Origin of the sequence: Nocardiopsis metallicus (assembly GCF_014201115.1) — a bacterium.
Taxonomy (GTDB): Bacteria; Actinomycetota; Actinomycetes; order Streptosporangiales; family Streptosporangiaceae; genus Nocardiopsis; species Nocardiopsis metallicus.
Map to the genome: position 1 here is coordinate 4308839 of NZ_JACHDO010000001.1, position 14094 is coordinate 4322932.

Annotated in this window: 16 protein-coding genes; 9 read left to right on the forward strand and 7 right to left on the reverse strand. The window is 71.9% G+C overall.

What is annotated here, in order from left to right:
* Positions 1 to 58 precede the first annotated feature (58 nt).
* Entirely contained in the window at positions 59 to 985 is a 927-nt protein-coding gene (locus HNR07_RS18740) for a DUF3592 domain-containing protein (protein WP_184366103.1), read from the forward strand.
* A gap of 38 nt (positions 986 to 1023) precedes the next feature.
* On the opposite strand, the gene HNR07_RS18745 is transcribed toward HNR07_RS18740, so the two are convergent.
* The 3 genes from HNR07_RS18745 to HNR07_RS18755 form a co-directional block, all read right to left on the reverse strand.
* Positions 1024 to 1224, reverse strand: a complete 201-nt coding sequence (locus HNR07_RS18745; RefSeq protein WP_184373105.1) for a hypothetical protein — start codon at positions 1222 to 1224, stop codon at positions 1024 to 1026.
* Between the two features lie 221 nt (positions 1225 to 1445).
* Positions 1446 to 2660, reverse strand: coding sequence for an amidohydrolase (locus tag HNR07_RS18750; protein WP_184366104.1), 1215 nt, complete (start codon positions 2658 to 2660; stop codon positions 1446 to 1448).
* A gap of 139 nt (positions 2661 to 2799) precedes the next feature.
* Entirely contained in the window at positions 2800 to 3618 is an 819-nt protein-coding gene (locus tag HNR07_RS18755; RefSeq protein WP_184366105.1) for a helix-turn-helix domain-containing protein, read from the reverse strand.
* A 231-nt stretch (positions 3619 to 3849) separates the two neighbouring features.
* On the opposite strand from HNR07_RS18755, the gene HNR07_RS18760 reads away from it, so the two are divergent.
* Entirely contained in the window at positions 3850 to 4341 is a 492-nt protein-coding gene (locus tag HNR07_RS18760; protein ID WP_184366106.1) for a PLD nuclease N-terminal domain-containing protein, read from the forward strand.
* 106 nt (positions 4342 to 4447) lie between these two features.
* Positions 4448 to 5101 (forward strand): peptidylprolyl isomerase, encoded by a 654-nt coding sequence (locus HNR07_RS18765; RefSeq protein ID WP_184366107.1) that lies wholly within the window; start codon positions 4448 to 4450, stop codon positions 5099 to 5101.
* A 49-nt stretch (positions 5102 to 5150) separates the two neighbouring features.
* Here the strand turns inward: HNR07_RS18765 and HNR07_RS18770 are convergent, their stop codons facing one another.
* Positions 5151 to 6323, reverse strand: a complete 1173-nt coding sequence (locus HNR07_RS18770; RefSeq protein ID WP_184366108.1) for a cysteine desulfurase family protein — start codon at positions 6321 to 6323, stop codon at positions 5151 to 5153.
* Between the two features lie 113 nt (positions 6324 to 6436).
* Here HNR07_RS18770 and aroA point away from each other — a divergent pair, with 113 nt between their 5' ends.
* Both aroA and rsgA read left to right on the forward strand, forming a co-directional pair.
* Positions 6437 to 7774 (forward strand): 3-phosphoshikimate 1-carboxyvinyltransferase, encoded by a 1338-nt coding sequence (aroA, locus tag HNR07_RS18775; RefSeq protein ID WP_184366109.1) that lies wholly within the window; start codon positions 6437 to 6439, stop codon positions 7772 to 7774.
* On the forward strand, positions 7771 to 8802 hold the full coding sequence (gene rsgA / locus HNR07_RS18780; protein WP_184366110.1) for a ribosome small subunit-dependent GTPase A: 1032 nt from the start codon (positions 7771 to 7773) through the stop codon (positions 8800 to 8802). Before aroA ends, rsgA begins: the two co-directional genes overlap by 4 nt.
* 24 nt (positions 8803 to 8826) lie before the next feature.
* Here rsgA and HNR07_RS18785 read toward each other — a convergent pair whose 3' ends face one another.
* Positions 8827 to 9141, reverse strand: coding sequence for a winged helix-turn-helix transcriptional regulator (locus tag HNR07_RS18785; protein WP_184372282.1), 315 nt, complete (start codon positions 9139 to 9141; stop codon positions 8827 to 8829).
* A 159-nt stretch (positions 9142 to 9300) separates the two neighbouring features.
* Between HNR07_RS18785 and HNR07_RS18790 the strand changes: the two genes are divergently transcribed.
* Complete coding sequence (locus HNR07_RS18790) at positions 9301 to 10194, forward strand: NAD(P)-dependent oxidoreductase (protein WP_184366111.1); 894 nt, start codon at positions 9301 to 9303, stop codon at positions 10192 to 10194.
* Positions 10195 to 10222: 28 nt separating this feature from the next.
* On the opposite strand, the gene HNR07_RS18795 is transcribed toward HNR07_RS18790, so the two are convergent.
* Entirely contained in the window at positions 10223 to 10528 is a 306-nt protein-coding gene (locus HNR07_RS18795; RefSeq protein ID WP_312893888.1) for a DUF2087 domain-containing protein, read from the reverse strand.
* Between the two features lie 7 nt (positions 10529 to 10535).
* Positions 10536 to 11123 (reverse strand): TetR/AcrR family transcriptional regulator, encoded by a 588-nt coding sequence (locus HNR07_RS18800; RefSeq protein ID WP_184366112.1) that lies wholly within the window; start codon positions 11121 to 11123, stop codon positions 10536 to 10538.
* Between the two features lie 104 nt (positions 11124 to 11227).
* On the opposite strand from HNR07_RS18800, the gene hisN reads away from it, so the two are divergent.
* The 3 genes from hisN to HNR07_RS18815 all read left to right on the forward strand — a co-directional run bounded on the left by hisN (position 11228) and on the right by HNR07_RS18815 (position 14089).
* Positions 11228 to 12037: a histidinol-phosphatase gene (gene hisN / locus HNR07_RS18805; protein ID WP_184366113.1), complete on the forward strand. Its 810-nt coding sequence runs from the start codon at positions 11228 to 11230 to the stop codon at positions 12035 to 12037.
* 94 nt (positions 12038 to 12131) lie between these two features.
* Positions 12132 to 12653, forward strand: a complete 522-nt coding sequence (locus HNR07_RS18810) for a hypothetical protein (protein ID WP_376769930.1) — start codon at positions 12132 to 12134, stop codon at positions 12651 to 12653.
* Between the two features lie 200 nt (positions 12654 to 12853).
* Positions 12854 to 14089: an ABC transporter permease gene (locus HNR07_RS18815; RefSeq protein WP_184366115.1), complete on the forward strand. Its 1236-nt coding sequence runs from the start codon at positions 12854 to 12856 to the stop codon at positions 14087 to 14089.
* Positions 14090 to 14094 lie beyond the last annotated feature (5 nt).

The following is a 14094-nucleotide window of genomic DNA, read 5'->3' on the forward strand; positions in this document are numbered from 1 at the left end:
CCAGGGCGAAGCCGGGGGCGTTGCTCCGTCTGTTATGTCGGCTTGGTAAAACGTTCCGGTGAACACCGACGCTCTCGCTCCCCTGGTCCCGCTCCTGGTCGTGACGGGATACCTGCTTTACACGGGGGCCCGAAAAACCCTTCTCGCTCTGTCGCGGCGTCGGCGCGAACTGGGGCTGGCCAGGTCTGGGGTCCGCACGCACGGGGTCGTCCGCGCCGTCCACCCCCTGGGCCGCCCCTCCGGACGGCAGGCGGTCACCGTCCAGCTGCATGACGTCGGGAGAGGTTCCTGGGAGGCGGTCGACGAGTCGGGGACCGGGGGCTACCTCCTCCGGGAGGGCACCCCGGTCACAGCGCTGTACGACCCGGCGGACCCGTCGAACGTACGTGTGGAGCGTGCGGCCTTCCCGGACCGTTCCCGGGGGGACTACCCCCTCTACCGCGACGGGGTCCCCGGCCCGCCCTCCCTCACAGCGGCGCTGTCCCCTCTGGCGGCGAGCCTGGTCATCCTCGTGATCGCTGTCCTGGTCGCGGCGAACCGCGCCGATACCGCCCTTGGCCTGATACCGCCGCTCTTCGTCGTGCTGGGCCTGGGGGTGCTGGCAAGCGCGGCGCACCGTCTGCTCACGGACACGAGCACGCGCCCCGACCTGCGGGCCTCGACCACGGGAACGGTGACCGACTGTTGGACCGAGACCAAGCGCGGACGCCGTCGGAACAGGGGGTGGACCACGATTCGGGTGCACCCGTTCACGGTCTACTTCCAGGCCGCCGACGGGCGGGAGGTCCACGTTCGGCACTCCGTCGCCAGCGGCCGTTTCGTCCCCGTTCCCCAACAGGAACTGCGCGTGGACTACGACCCCGCCCATCCACCGCACTACGCCCTGGCCGATCACCCGAACGCGGGGCGGATCCCGGTCGTGGTGCCGTTCGTGGTGGGTGGGGTCTTCGTACTCGTCGGCTCGGTGCTGGCGTTCATCCTCTGACCGGTCGCCCTGCCGGCTCGGCTTCCCCTCCGGGTTTCTCACACGGCCGATTCGCGGCGGCAGGCGCCGCCGCGTTCCGCTTCCGTGGCGCGCGCCCCGCCCCCGGCACCGGCCTTCCCTCTGGTGTTCCTCCGACGGGCCTCCTTCCGGGCCTGGCGGGCGGCGCGCTCCTCGCGGGCGGCGCGTTCGGCCTCGGCGCGGTAGAGGTCGGCGGCCCGGGCGGCGAGATCCGGATGCATGGTGTCCCCGTTTCGGTGAGTCCGTGTCCACCGGGTCTGCTCTCCCGGCTGCCCACAGACTTCCGATAAGGCCCCCGGCCGCACATCGGGAGACTTCACCAGACACCTGCGCCGCGCCCCGCCTCAGACGGCGTGGGGCGCGGCGTGCGGACGGCTGAGGTACCTCAGAGGGCCCGTCGGCGGCACTGAGGCCGCTGAGGAACCCCAACCGGCAGAAGCGGCTAGGCCTCCCGGTAGTACGGGTCGGCGGCCGTACCCGTGCGCTTGGCCTCGTCGTAGGTGTACACCTCGCGGCCCTCGACGAACACGCGCTGGGCGCGGCTCATGATGTCGAGCGGGTCACCGGACCAGATCACGATGTCGGCGTCCAGACCGGGCCTGAGGGAGCCCACCCGGTCGTCCAGGCCCATGATCTCGGCGGGGTTGACGGTGAGCGCGCGGATCGCGGAATCACGGTCCATGCCCTCCTTGACGCACAGGATCGCCTGGTAGACGAGGAACTCGATCGGGATGACCGGGGCGTCGGTGGTCAGCGCGACCTTCACCCCCGCACGATCCAGGATGCCCGGGTTGGCCAGGGTCTTGTTGCCCACCTCGACCTTGGAACGGGCGGTCATCAGCGGCCCGGTGATGACCGGGATGCCGCGCTCGGCGATCTCGTCGGCCAGCAGGTGGCCCTCGGTGCAGTGGTTGATGATGAGCCGGTAGCCGAACTCGTCGGCCAGGCGCATCGCGGTGTGCATGTCGTCGGCTCGGTGCACGTGCTGGCACCAGGGCACCTCGCCGTCCAACACCCGGACGAGGGTCTCCAGGGTGTTGTCGCGGTCGAAGGGGTTGCCCTCCTCGGCGGCGTGGTCCCGCTTGGCCTTGTAGTCCTGGGCCTTGGTGAACGCGTCGCGGATGACCGCGGCCACGCCCTGGCGCGTGGAGGGGAGCGTGTCCTTCTTGCCGTAGACCCGCTTGGGGTTCTCGCCCAGGGCGCTCTTGACGCTGGCGGGCTCCTTGAGCAGCCGGTCCTCCACGCTGCGGCCCCACATCTTGATGGCGACGGTGCGGCCGCCGATGGGGTTGCCGGAGCCGGGCTTGATCACCGAGCTGGTGACACCGCCGGAGAGCGCGTCGACGAACCCCTGGTCGGCGGGGTTGATGGCGTCGATCGCGCGCATGCGGGCGCCGTTGGGGTCGGTCATCTCGTTGGTGTCGTCACCGGCCCAGCCGATGGTCTCCTCGTGGATGCCGACGTGGCCGTGCGCCTCGACGAAGCCGGGCAGAACCCACTGGCCAGCGGCGTCGACGATCTCGGCTCCCTCGGGGACCGTGACGTCGGCGGCCGCGCCGACGGCGGCGATCTTCCCGTCGGCGATGAGGACCGTGCCGCCGTCGATGGGGTCTCCGTCGACGGGAACGACGTATCCGGAAGTGATTGCGATATCCATGGCGGGCAACCTAACCCATGGACGGTCACGTTCCCAAGGCCGTTCGACGACCGATCACCCTACGAATCGGTCACCGGTCAGCACCGTTGACCCTTCGGTCGGCCGCCTGGTGGCCGTCAGCCGACAGACCGCAGGCCGCTCATCCGGCGGGCCAGCGGGCGGTGAGGAGCTCGGACTCCGGGGTCAGCTGGACGCTGGCCTCCTCGATGGAGTCGCGCACCATCCGGCAGTGGCCGACGTCCTCGCTGTCCCCGGTGAGCTCACCGCCCTGGGCGGCGAAGGCGTAGACCATGCTGGGCCGGTCGGCGAACTCCATGATTCTGAAGGCCCCGCCCAGGCCCGGGTGGTGCGGTGTCTCCTCGGGGATCACCCCGAGGTCGACGATGCCCGCCTTGATGAGGTCGGCGAGGAAGTCGCGCTGGCCGTTGAGGACGTCCGCGCCGCCCTGGGGCCGTTGGAGCACGGACTCGTTGAGGACCACCCGCAGCGCGGGGCCCTCCGGCCCGGTCGTCGCCGCCCGCTCAGCCATCTCCTCCTCCACCAGCGCCTCGATCTCCTCGGGCTCCAGGTTGGGGTGGCGGGGCTCGAGGACGGCCCGCGAGTACTCGCGGGTGCGCAGGAAGACCGGGACCGCCATCGGCTGGTGCTCCCACAGGCGCGCGGCGTGCGTGCCCAGCTCGCTCATGTCGCCGAACTCGCTGGGGAAGGCCTCGGCCTGGAGGGTGATCGCCCAGGCGTCGACCAACTGGTGTTCGGTGCCGAGTACGGTGTCGACCCGTTCCACCAGGGAGCGGGCCGGGCGGCAGTGCGCGTCCTCGACCTCGCGGAGTTTGTCGTCGGTGACCCCGACGTTCCTGGCGAGCTCCGCGCGGGAGAGGCCCCGGTCGGATCGGGCCCGCAGCACCCGAGCTCCGAAGGGGAGCCACATCGCCGACGGCAACGCGGTGTTCACGCCCATAACCTCTCCCGTCCTCGCCCGGAACCTCGGGGCGCCGCCCGGGGCGACGCTTCTAGGGGCCTGCGGTGACGTACCCTTCAGTGTGACACCCCAGCCCCTTTGATCCGACCTTCTCCTGGGTCGGGGCGGCTGGTCAAGCGTCCGGGCGGGTGCGGCCATCCGTGATAAATCAGCACAAAGTCGACGATGTCGCCCACGCCTGTCGAGTGTTTCCCCCGATTGGAAGGTCCGTTGGTCTACCTCGCCCTCTTCCTCGCCGTGGCCTCGCTCGTCTTCTGGGTCTACGTGTTGTTCGACGTCATCGGGTCCGACGCCGATCGGGTCCGGCTGCTGCCCAAGCCCGTTTGGGCCGTGATCGTCCTGCTGGTGCCCAAGTTCGGCCCCGCGCTGTGGTTCATGCTGGGCCGCCCGCCCCGGAACCCCGCGCTCTCCAGCGGCCCGGCGGGCCCGCCGCCGCCCTTCCCCGAGTACGAGCACCCCGGTCGCGCCCGCGCCGTCTCACCGGAGGAGGACGAGGCGTTCCTTCGGCGCTGCCGTGAGCGGGCCGAGGAGCAGCGCCAGCGCGCTCGGGAGTTCCAGGAGCGCCAGGAGCGGGAGCGCCAGGAGCGGGAGCACCGGGCTCTGGACCAGGGTGGGGACCGGGACCGGAGCCAGGAGCGAGGTCAGGGCGAGGAGCGGCGCGAACACGAAGGTGACGAGGACGCGACCGGTTCCACATCCTGATTCGGTCACAGTATTTCGGTCGGGCACGCCCCCGGGATCTGGGGCTCCCGGGTTCCCAGTAACCTGTGTGCCGCCCCGCTGCGAATCTGATCCCGGAAGTGAACCGATGAACCGCTTGACTGTGCCGGTAGCGATCCTCGCCTCCACCGCCCTGCTCGCCACCGCGGCGTGCGGGAACGCGGAGGAGGCCGAGCCGGAGGCCACCTCGCCCGAAGCGACCGAACCCGCGGCCGAGGTCGAGGTTCCCGACGTCACCGGGGCCACGCTCCACACCAGTGAGGGCGACATCGAGGTGGAGCTCCTGGCCGAGGAAGCACCGCTGACCGTCACCAACTTCGTGGAACTCGCCGAGGGCGACGGCCCGGAGAACCCGGAGACGGGTGAGGCGGAGTTCTACGACGGCACGATCTTCCACCGCGTGATCGACAGTTTCATGATCCAGGGCGGTGACCCCACGGGCACCGGCCGCGGCGGCCCCGGCTACCAGTTCGAGGACGAGTTCGACTCGGGGCTGGGCTTCGACGAGCCCGGCCTGCTGGCGATGGCCAACTCGGGCCCCGACACCAACGGCTCGCAGTTCTTCATCACGGTGGCGCCCACCCCGCACCTGAACGGGCTGCACACCATCTTCGGCAAGGTCGCCGACGAGGAGTCCATGGCCGTGGTGGACGCGATCGCGGTCACCGAGACGGACGACAACGACCGTCCCACGAACGATGTCGTGCTGGAGTCCGTCACCATCAAGCACGCGGACGACTGACCCCGGCTCGAACCGACCCGGGCCCGCAACGACCGAGACCCGAGCGCGCTCAGCGCCGCCGTTTGGCCATGGCGGCGCGGGCGCGTTCGACCGCGGGGCCGATCGCCTCGACCAGCCGGTCCACGTCCTGCCCGGTGGAGGTGCGGCCCAGGGACAGACGCAGGCTGCTCAGCGCCACGTCCGGGTCGGCCCCGGCGGCCAGCAGTACGTGACTGGGCTGGGCCACCCCCGCCGAGCAGGCGGAGCCGGTGGAGCAGGAGATGCCCCTGGCGTCCAGCAGCATCAGCAGGGCGTCGCCCTCGCAGCCGGGGAACGACAGGTGGGCGATGCCGGGGAGCCGCAGCTCCGGATCGCCGTTGACCCCGACGTCCGGCACGACCCCGCGTACACGCGACTCCAGTTCGTCGCGGAGCGCGGTCAGGTGCTTGACGTGTTCCTCGCGTTCGGCCACGGCCGTGTGCACCGCGGTCGCCAGTCCCCGGGTGAGCGGGGCGGACAGCGTTCCGGAGCGGATGTCACGTTCCTGGCCGCCGCCGTGCAGGACCGGAACCGGAGCGAGCCCCCGCGCGACCACCAGTGCCCCGCTGCCCACCGGGCCGCCGAGTTTGTGGCCGCTCAGCGTCAGGGCGCTGACCCCGCTAGTGGCGAAGTCGACCTCCTCGGCCCCCACCGCCTGTACCGCGTCCGTGTGGAAGGGAACGCCGTACTCGGCGGCGACCCCGGCCAGCTCGCGCACCGGCTGCACGGTGCCGATCTCGTTGTTGGCCCACATCACGGAGGCCACGGCCACCGAGGCGGGGTCGCGCTCGATCGCCGCGCGCAGGACCCGCGGACTCACCCTGCCCAGGGCGTCCACCGGAAGCTCCTCGCAGACGGCGCCCTGGTGGTCGGCCATCCAACGGACGGGGTCGAGCGCGGCGTGGTGCTCCACGGCGCTGACCAGGATCCGCGTACGCGCCGGGTCCTCGGCGTTGCGGGACCAGTACAGGCCCTTGAGCGCGATGTTGTTCGACTCGGTCCCACCCGCGGTGAAGACCACCTCGTGCGGGGTGGCTCCCACCGCCTCGGCGACGCGTTCGCGCGACTCCTCGACGGTCCGCCGGGCGGTCCGCCCGTGGCCGTGCAGGGACGAGGGGTTGCCGAGGGCACCGAGCTCCGCCGCCACATCGGCGATCACCTCGGGGCGGACATCGGTCGTGGCTGCGTGATCCAGATACACCATGGCGCATTCCAGGATACGTCCGGCCACATCCCGGTTCACCCACCGTCCCCCGTTGTCCACAGGCCGGACACGGACTTTCTCCGCTCCCCGGTCCGGACCGATAACCTTGGACCATGCCTGACTCCGCGTCCACGCAGCCCGCCACGACCGCCACCGCCCCCGCCGGGGAGCACTGGCCCGCGCCCGCCGCCCAGCGGCCGGTGCGCGCCCGGATCCCCCTGCCCGGGTCCAAGTCCGTCACCAACCGGGCCCTGGTGCTGGCGGCGCTCTCCGCGACGCCGTGCGTGGTGCGCCGCCCTCTGGTCAGCAGGGACAGCGAGCTCATGGTGGGCGCCCTGCGCGCGCTCGGCGTCGGAGTGGCCGAGGTCCCCTCCGAGGACCCCTCGGTCCCCGACCTCTCCGTCACCCCGGCCGCCCTCCGCGGCCCGGCCGACGTGAACGTCGGCAACGCCGGTACCGTCATGCGGTTCGTACCGCCGCTGGCCGCCCTGGCCACCGGTGACGTGCGCTTCGACGGCGACCCCCGCGCCCGGGAGCGGCCCATCGACGAGCTGGTCGGCGCCCTGCGCGCCCTGGGCGCCGACATCGACGACGGCGGCCGCGGAGCCCTGCCCCTGACCATCCGCGGGACCGGTGCCGTGCGCGGCGGCGAGGTCACCCTGGACGCCTCGGGCTCCTCCCAGTTCGTCTCCGCCCTGCTGCTCAGCGGTGCCCGCTTCACCGAGGGCGTGCACATCCGGCACGAGGGCCCGCCGGTCCCCTCCCAGCCGCACCTGGACATGACCGTCGAGATGCTGCGCGCGGTGGGGGTCGCCGTCACCACCGGCGAGAACTGGTGGAAGGTCGAGCCCGGTCCGGTCTCCGCTTCGGAACTCACCGTCGAGCCGGACCTGTCCAACGCCGCGCCCTTCCTGGCCGCCGCCCTGGTCAGTAAGGGTGAGGTGACCGTCCAGGGGTGGCCGGTGCGCACCACCCAGGCCGGAGACGCCCTGCGCGAGCTGTTCACCCGGATGGGCGGTGAGGTCCTCCGGTCCGGCGCGGACGACACGGACCTGACCCTGCGCGGTACCGGTGCGATCCACGGGATCACCGCCGACCTGCGCGACGTGGGCGAACTCACCCCCACCATCGCCGCCGTGGCCGCCCTGGCCGACTCACCCTCCCGGCTGACCGGGATCGCGCACCTGCGCCGGCACGAGACCGACCGCATCGCGGCGCTGGCCACCGAGATCAACCGCCTGGGCGGAGACGTGGAGGAGCTGCCCGACGGGCTGGTCATCCGGCCCCGACCCCTGCACGGCGGGGTGTTCCACTCCTACGACGACCACCGGATGGCCACCTCCGGCGCGGTGATCGGGCTCGCGGTGCCCGGGGTGGAGGTGGAGAACATCGCCACCACACGCAAGACCCTGCCCGACTTCCCCGGCCTGTGGTCGGAGGTCCTGGCATGAGCCGCACGCGGGGCGGAGGACGCCACCTGGACGAGGACGACATCCGCGTACGCGCCCGGGGCGGCTCCAAGCCGCGCACCCGCAAGCGGCCCAAGCACGAGAACGCCGTGGAGGGCCTGGTCACCGCCGTCGACCGGGGCCGGTACCGGTGCCTGGTCGCCGACGTCCCGGTGGTCGCGATGAAGGCCCGCGAGCTCGGCCGCGGCTCCATCGTGGTCGGCGACCGGGTGGACGTGGTCGGCGACCTGTCCGGCAGGCCCGACACCCTGGCCCGCGTGGTCCGGGTACGCGAGCGCGCCTCGGTGCTCAGACGGACCGCGGACGACACCGACCCGGTCGAGCGGGTGATCGTGGCCAACGCCGACCAGCTCGCCATCGTCTGCGCCCTGGCCGACCCCGCCCCGCAGCCGCGCTTCGTGGACCGGTGCCTGGTCGCCGCCTACGACGCCGGGCTGGAGCCGCTGCTGTGCCTGACCAAGGCCGACCTGGCCTCCCCCGACGAGATGCTGCGCACCTACAAGCCGCTGGGGCTGCCGTACGAGGTGCTCAGCCCCGACGGTGGCCTCGACGAACTGCGCGCCCGCCTGGCCGGCAAGAGCACGGTGTTCGTGGGCTCCTCCGGTGTGGGCAAGTCGACCCTGGTCAACCGGCTCGTGCCGGGCACCGACCGGGCGGTGGGCCACGTCAACGCGGTCACCGGCCGCGGTCGGCACACCTCCACCTCCGCGCTCGCCCTGCCCTTCGAGGGCGGTTGGCTGATCGACACCCCGGGGGTGCGCAGCTTCGGTCTGGCGCACATCTCCCCGGAGGAGATCGTGGCGGGCTTCCACGACCTCGCCGAGATCGCCGAGGAGTGCCCGCCCGGCTGCACCCACCAGCCCGACGCCCCGGAGTGCGCCGTCGAGGCCGCCCAGGCCCGGGGCGGCCTCGACGCCGAGCGCGTGGCCTCGCTCCGGCGCCTGCTCAGCAGCCGCGAGGGCGAGGACGACACCGACCCGGAGCAGCCGCCACCCGGCCCGCACCACTGATTCATCCGCGCGCCGCTCGGCCGGTCAGGGGGCGTGGCTCACGGGTGCCTCGTTGTGGGAGGCCTTGCCCAGGACGTGCTCACGTCCCCAACGCCCCAGGGGTTCCAGCGCGCGGTTCAGGCCACGTCCGAGCTCCGTAAGCGAGTACTCCACCCGGGGCGGGACCTCGGCGAAGTCCTCACGCAGCACGATCCCGTCGTCTTCCAGCTCGCGCAGGTGGGAGGCGAGGACCTTCTCCGACACTCCCGGCAGCACCCTGCGCAGCTCGCCGAAGCGGCGCGGGCGTTCGTCGAGGGCCCAGAGGATCAGCACCTTCCACTTCCCGCCCACCACGTCCATCGCCGCGTCGATGCCGCAGTGGTAGTCCTTCGTCCCGCGCCTGGTGACCAACGTCCCCGCCCCTTCCCGCCTCGTCCAGCTGGATGCTTACCCCGGAGTGCGCACCCACTTCGAAGTGCGTACTTGTCCGCGTGCCGGGCCCGGCCCGAGGCTGGGCCCATGACACACGACACCACACAGTCAACCAAGCCCCGCGTCGTCCTGCTCGGTCTGGGCGCCATGGGCTCAGCCCTGGCCCGCACCTGGCTCGCCGCCGGGCACCCCGTCACCGTCTGGAACCGGACCGCCTCCCGGGCCGAGCCCCTGCGCGCGCTCGGCGCCGACGTCGCCGTCACCGCTGCCGAGGCAGTGGCCTCGGGAGAGCTGGTGGTGACCTGCCTGTTCGACGACGCCTCGGTCGGGGAGGCGCTGGCCGGGACCGACCTCGACGGTCGGGACCTGGTGGAGCTGACCACCGGTACCCCGGACCAGGCCGACGCCCGGGCGGAGTGGGCGCGGCAGCGGGGCGCGCGCTTCCTCAGCGGCGGGATCATGGCGATCCCGCCCATGGTCGGCGTTCCCGAGGCGGGCGGCTACGTGTTCTACAGCGGTACCCGTGAGGTCCTGACCGAGCACGAGGCAACCCTCGCGGTGCCGTTGGGCACACGTTGGGCCGGGGCCCGCCCGGGCGCCGCCGCCCTGTACGACATCGCCCTGCTCAGCGCCATGAACGGCCTGTTCGCGGGCGTCACGCACGCCTTCGCCCTGGTCCGCGACGAGGAGATGCCGCTGAAGGAGTTCTCGGGCCTCCTGGTGTCCTGGCTCAACGCGATGGCCTCGACAGCGGGCTCGATGGCCGAGCAGATCGAGAGCGGCGACTACACCAGGGACGTGGTGGCCAACCTGCCCATGCTCGTCTCCGGAAACCGCACCCTGGAGGCCGCGGCACGGGAGCAGGGGGTCGACTACCGGCTGCTCTCCCCGTACTCGGAGTTGCTGGAGGAGCGTCTTGCGCAGGGCTTCGACGAGGAGGGCGGTACCGGGGCCCTGGAGCTGCTCGTCAAGCGCCCCTGAAGCCCTGGGCCGGACCCGCCACAGGCCGCTAGAGGTCGACGGTGCCGCCGCAGCGCCAGTAGTGGGTCCGGTCCTGTTCCATGAAGCCCTCGTCCACCAGGCTGCGGCGCAGGACCACCAGATCGGCGCTGAACCGGCACAGGACGGCGTTGACCTCCGCCCCGGTGTAGCGCACGCCGGGTTCGAAGGCCCGGGCGACCTGGTCGAGCAGGACGAGGCGGTCCGGGCGCCGGACCGGGACGGCGGTGATCCGCCCCTGTGGCATATACGTGCGCAGTACCTCACCGCGTTCGTGTTCGGTCAGCTCTCTCGGTCCGCGCTCCTCCGGCACCACGGCCTCCTCAACGGTCCACCGGCAGCATGCCGTGCACGACCATCTCCACCCGCTGGGCGGCCTGGTCCGGGTCCATGGGTTGGAGCGCGTAGGACACGATGAGCCGCAGGGCCACGTCCGCGACCGCCTCGGTGGTGTCGGGGGCCACGTCCGGGCAGCGTTCCCGAAGCGTGAGGGAGATGCGTTCGCGCAGGGCGTCCAGGAGCGGGGCGGACCTGGTGGTCACCACGGGCAGGAGCTGGTCGTCGCCGGTGACCACCGCGCGCAGCAGAGGGTTGTCCCGGGCCGCGAGCAGGACCATCCGGGTCGTCCGGCTCACCGCGTGCGCGGGGTCGTCGCCGTCGGAATCCAGGACCCCCATCACGGTGTCCAGCAGCGTGTTGACCTCACGCACCACCACTGCTTGGAGCAGCCCTTCCTTGCTCCCGAAGACGTTGTAGAGGGTCTGCCTGGACACCCGTGCCGTGGCGGCGATGTCCACCATCCGCCGCTCGCCCCAGTCACCCGCCAGGACCTCGGCGTAGGCGGCGTCCATCAGCCGTTCGCGCACCCCGGTGCCCTCCCCGGGCCGTCTGTCTCCGCTCACGGTACCCATCTCCCCATCCTCGCACCCGTGCCTTCCCGAGTCCTCTAACACTCTGATCACGCGGGGGCTCCGGTTTGGGCATGTTCGTGCCCGGGACGGTAGCGTTACCGGCCATGGCGTCCTTTGACGATGATCTGCGGCTGGCCCACGTGCTCGCCGACGCTGCCGACGACATCGCGGTCAAGCGTTTCCGTGCGCTTGACCTGGTTGTCGACACCAAACCGGACCTGACACCGGTCACCGAGGCCGACCGCATGGTCGAGGAGACCCTGCGCAGCGTGCTCTCCCGTGCCCGGCCCCGTGACGCGGTGGTCGGCGAGGAGTACGGCAAGAGCGGCAACAGCAACCGGGTGTGGGTCATCGACCCCATCGACGGCACGAAGAACTACGTGCGCGGCGTCCCGGTGTGGGCGACGCTGATCGCCCTGCTGGAGGGCGACCGCCCCGTGGTGGGCGTGGTGTCGGCCCCCGCGCTGCACCGGCGCTGGTGGGCCTCCAAGGGCGGCGGCACCTGGACGGGCCGCAGCCTGTCCAAGGCCACCCGCTGCCACGTCTCCAAGGTCCAGGACCTCTCGGACGCCTCGCTGAGCTTCTCGTCGTTGACCGGCTGGGAGGAGCAGGGCCGCCTGGAGTCGTTCCTGGGGCTGACCCGGTCGGTGTGGCGGACCCGGGCCTACGGCGACTTCTGGTCGCACGTGATGGTGGCCGAGGGGACCGTCGACATCGGGGCCGAACCGGAGTTGTCCCTGTGGGACGCGGCCCCGCTGCCGATCATCCTGGAGGAGGCGGGCGGTCGCGCCACCAACCTGCGGGGCGAGGGCTTCGAGGACGGCGGTCCGCTGGTGTGCACCAACGGGGTCCTGCACGACCAGGTGCTCACCTGGCTCAACGGAGGCCCCACCCCGCTGCGCCGCCCGGAGTAGCCCTCGGAGTCCCGGAGTCCGGCGGCGACCTTCGGCACCCCTGAACAACACGAAAAGCACCTGGACGAACACGTTAAGTAGTAGCGTGCGCTGTGTGCTGACCACGACAACCCACCGACGGCGCACGGTCGCGCTCTGCGGAGCGGTCCTCCTCCTGGCCACCGCCTGTGGCCAGAGCCACGGCCACACCCCGCAGCAGCTCAGCGAGATGATCGCCGAGACCGTGCGCGACTCCGCCGGGCCCGACTCGCTCGGCCTCGGCATACCCGACACCGCCTTCGACCCCGCCCGCTTCGCCTGCGCCCCCGCGGTGGACCCCGAACTCCCCGGCGGTTGGCGCAGCCAGGCCCCGCGCACGGCGGTCGGGGGCGGCGAGCCGGTCGAACTCGGACTGTCCGACACCCAAGGCCATTCCGGCACCGTCACCGCCGCCGTGACCGGTCCCGACGGGGAGACCGCCACCGCCGAGGCCGACCTCGGCGAGGGCGAGTGGATCCACCTGGACTACCCCGACGCCTTCGACGGGGCTGAGCTGGCCTCCGGCGTGTACACCGTCGTGTGGTCCGACACCGAGAGCGGGGCGCCCATCACCTGCGACGGCTTCGAGGTGGAGTGACCCCGGGAGCCCCGGCCAGTCCCCCCGGATAGCGCCGGGCAACCCCGTGTGGCCGGGTTCGGCCACCAGAACAGTCTCCTCCGGATGAACCGAAACCCCCCGTACCCGCGATGGGTCTGTTGACGCCCCGCCCGACGCGGGGCAGCCCGGCGCCGCCCCGATACCGTGCCGGGCCCTACAGACATACGGGAAGGGGCTCCATGCTGCGTTCCCTCACCGCTGGGATCGTGCTGGCCTTCGCCGGTTCCCGAGCCAACGTGGCCCGGACCATCCTGTCCTGCGCGGGCATCGTCGTCGGTGTCGGCGCCCTGATCATGGTGGTCACCGCCGGCGACCTGGGCCAGCGCTACGCCACCGCCTTCAGCGAGGCCAACGCGGGACGCGCGGCGACCATGGAGGTCTCCGCGTTCGACCGTGTCACCGACCTCGACGCGTTCGAGGAGGACCTCGGCCGCGCCGGCGCCATCGAGACCTCGGTCCTCAAGCGGATCGAGAACGAACCGCCCCTCCGCAAGGGCGACCAGGTATTCCGGAACGTCGAAGTCGTCGGCGTGGACGCCGCCCTCGGCGACATCCGCCGGATCAACATGACCCAGGGCCGCTGGTTCACCGAGGCCGACCTGGAGTCACGGGCACCGGTGCTGGTGGTCAACGAGGCCCTGGCCGCCGAACTCGGCGACTTCACCGGCGTCCAGCTCGGCAGCGACCACTGGGCCGACGTGCGGATCGTGGGCGTCTCGCAGAGCTCCGCGTACGACGGCGACTGGTACAGCGCCTACCTGCTGCGCGCCCCCGCCTCCGGGGAACTCCTCTTCGGCCCCTCCTGGAGCCCCGAGGACAACTCGGCCACACAGGTCGCCTACCTGGCGCGGATCGACCCCTCCGACTCCGCCGCCGACGAGATGGACTTCGGTCAGGAGTTCACCGAGCGCCTGGCCTCGGCCAGCTGGCGCTGGGGGGTCGACAGCCAGGACAGCCTCATGGCCTACCGCTCCGACTACGCGGAGACCACCGACGAGGTCATCGGATACCTGTCCCTGGGCCTGATCGGCATCGCGGTGATCACCCTCACCACAGGTCTGCTCGGCGTCCTCAACGTCGGGCTGGTCACCGTGCGCGAACGACGGCGTGAACTCGCCACCTACCGAGCGCTCGGGGCGAGCAGGTTCACCCTGTTCGTGGCCGTGGTGATGGAGGCGGTGGTGGTGGCCGTCGTCGCCGGACTCATCGCCCTGGCGCTGTCCTGGGCGATGGTGGCCGCCGGCGGGGTCGTCATCGGCCGACTCATGTGGCTGCCACCCGACATCGCCATGACCGTTCCGCCCTCCGCCGCCCTGGTGGGGCTGGGCAGCGCGGCGTTCGTCGGACTCTTGGCCGGGATCATCCCCGCGATCCGGGCGCTGCGCGCGTCCGTCGTCGCCGGGCTGCGGGAATAGGAGAC

Coding starts and splice junctions, on each gene's coding strand:
- rsgA (WP_184366110.1), top strand. CDS start 7,771: ATGAGCCGCACGCGGGGCGGAGGACGCCACCTGGACGAGGACGACATC.
- HNR07_RS18800 (WP_184366112.1), bottom strand. CDS start 11,123: ATGGGTACCGTGAGCGGAGACAGACGGCCCGGGGAGGGCACCGGGGTG.
- HNR07_RS18815 (WP_184366115.1), top strand. CDS start 12,854: ATGCTGCGTTCCCTCACCGCTGGGATCGTGCTGGCCTTCGCCGGTTCC.
- hisN (WP_184366113.1), top strand. CDS start 11,228: ATGGCGTCCTTTGACGATGATCTGCGGCTGGCCCACGTGCTCGCCGAC.
- HNR07_RS18765 (WP_184366107.1), top strand. CDS start 4,448: ATGAACCGCTTGACTGTGCCGGTAGCGATCCTCGCCTCCACCGCCCTG.
- HNR07_RS18785 (WP_184372282.1), bottom strand. CDS start 9,141: ATGGACGTGGTGGGCGGGAAGTGGAAGGTGCTGATCCTCTGGGCCCTC.
- HNR07_RS18750 (WP_184366104.1), bottom strand. CDS start 2,660: ATGGATATCGCAATCACTTCCGGATACGTCGTTCCCGTCGACGGAGAC.
- HNR07_RS18770 (WP_184366108.1), bottom strand. CDS start 6,323: ATGGTGTATCTGGATCACGCAGCCACGACCGATGTCCGCCCCGAGGTG.
- aroA (WP_184366109.1), top strand. CDS start 6,437: ATGCCTGACTCCGCGTCCACGCAGCCCGCCACGACCGCCACCGCCCCC.
- HNR07_RS18755 (WP_184366105.1), bottom strand. CDS start 3,618: ATGGGCGTGAACACCGCGTTGCCGTCGGCGATGTGGCTCCCCTTCGGA.
- HNR07_RS18745 (WP_184373105.1), bottom strand. CDS start 1,224: ATGCATCCGGATCTCGCCGCCCGGGCCGCCGACCTCTACCGCGCCGAG.
- HNR07_RS18790 (WP_184366111.1), top strand. CDS start 9,301: ATGACACACGACACCACACAGTCAACCAAGCCCCGCGTCGTCCTGCTC.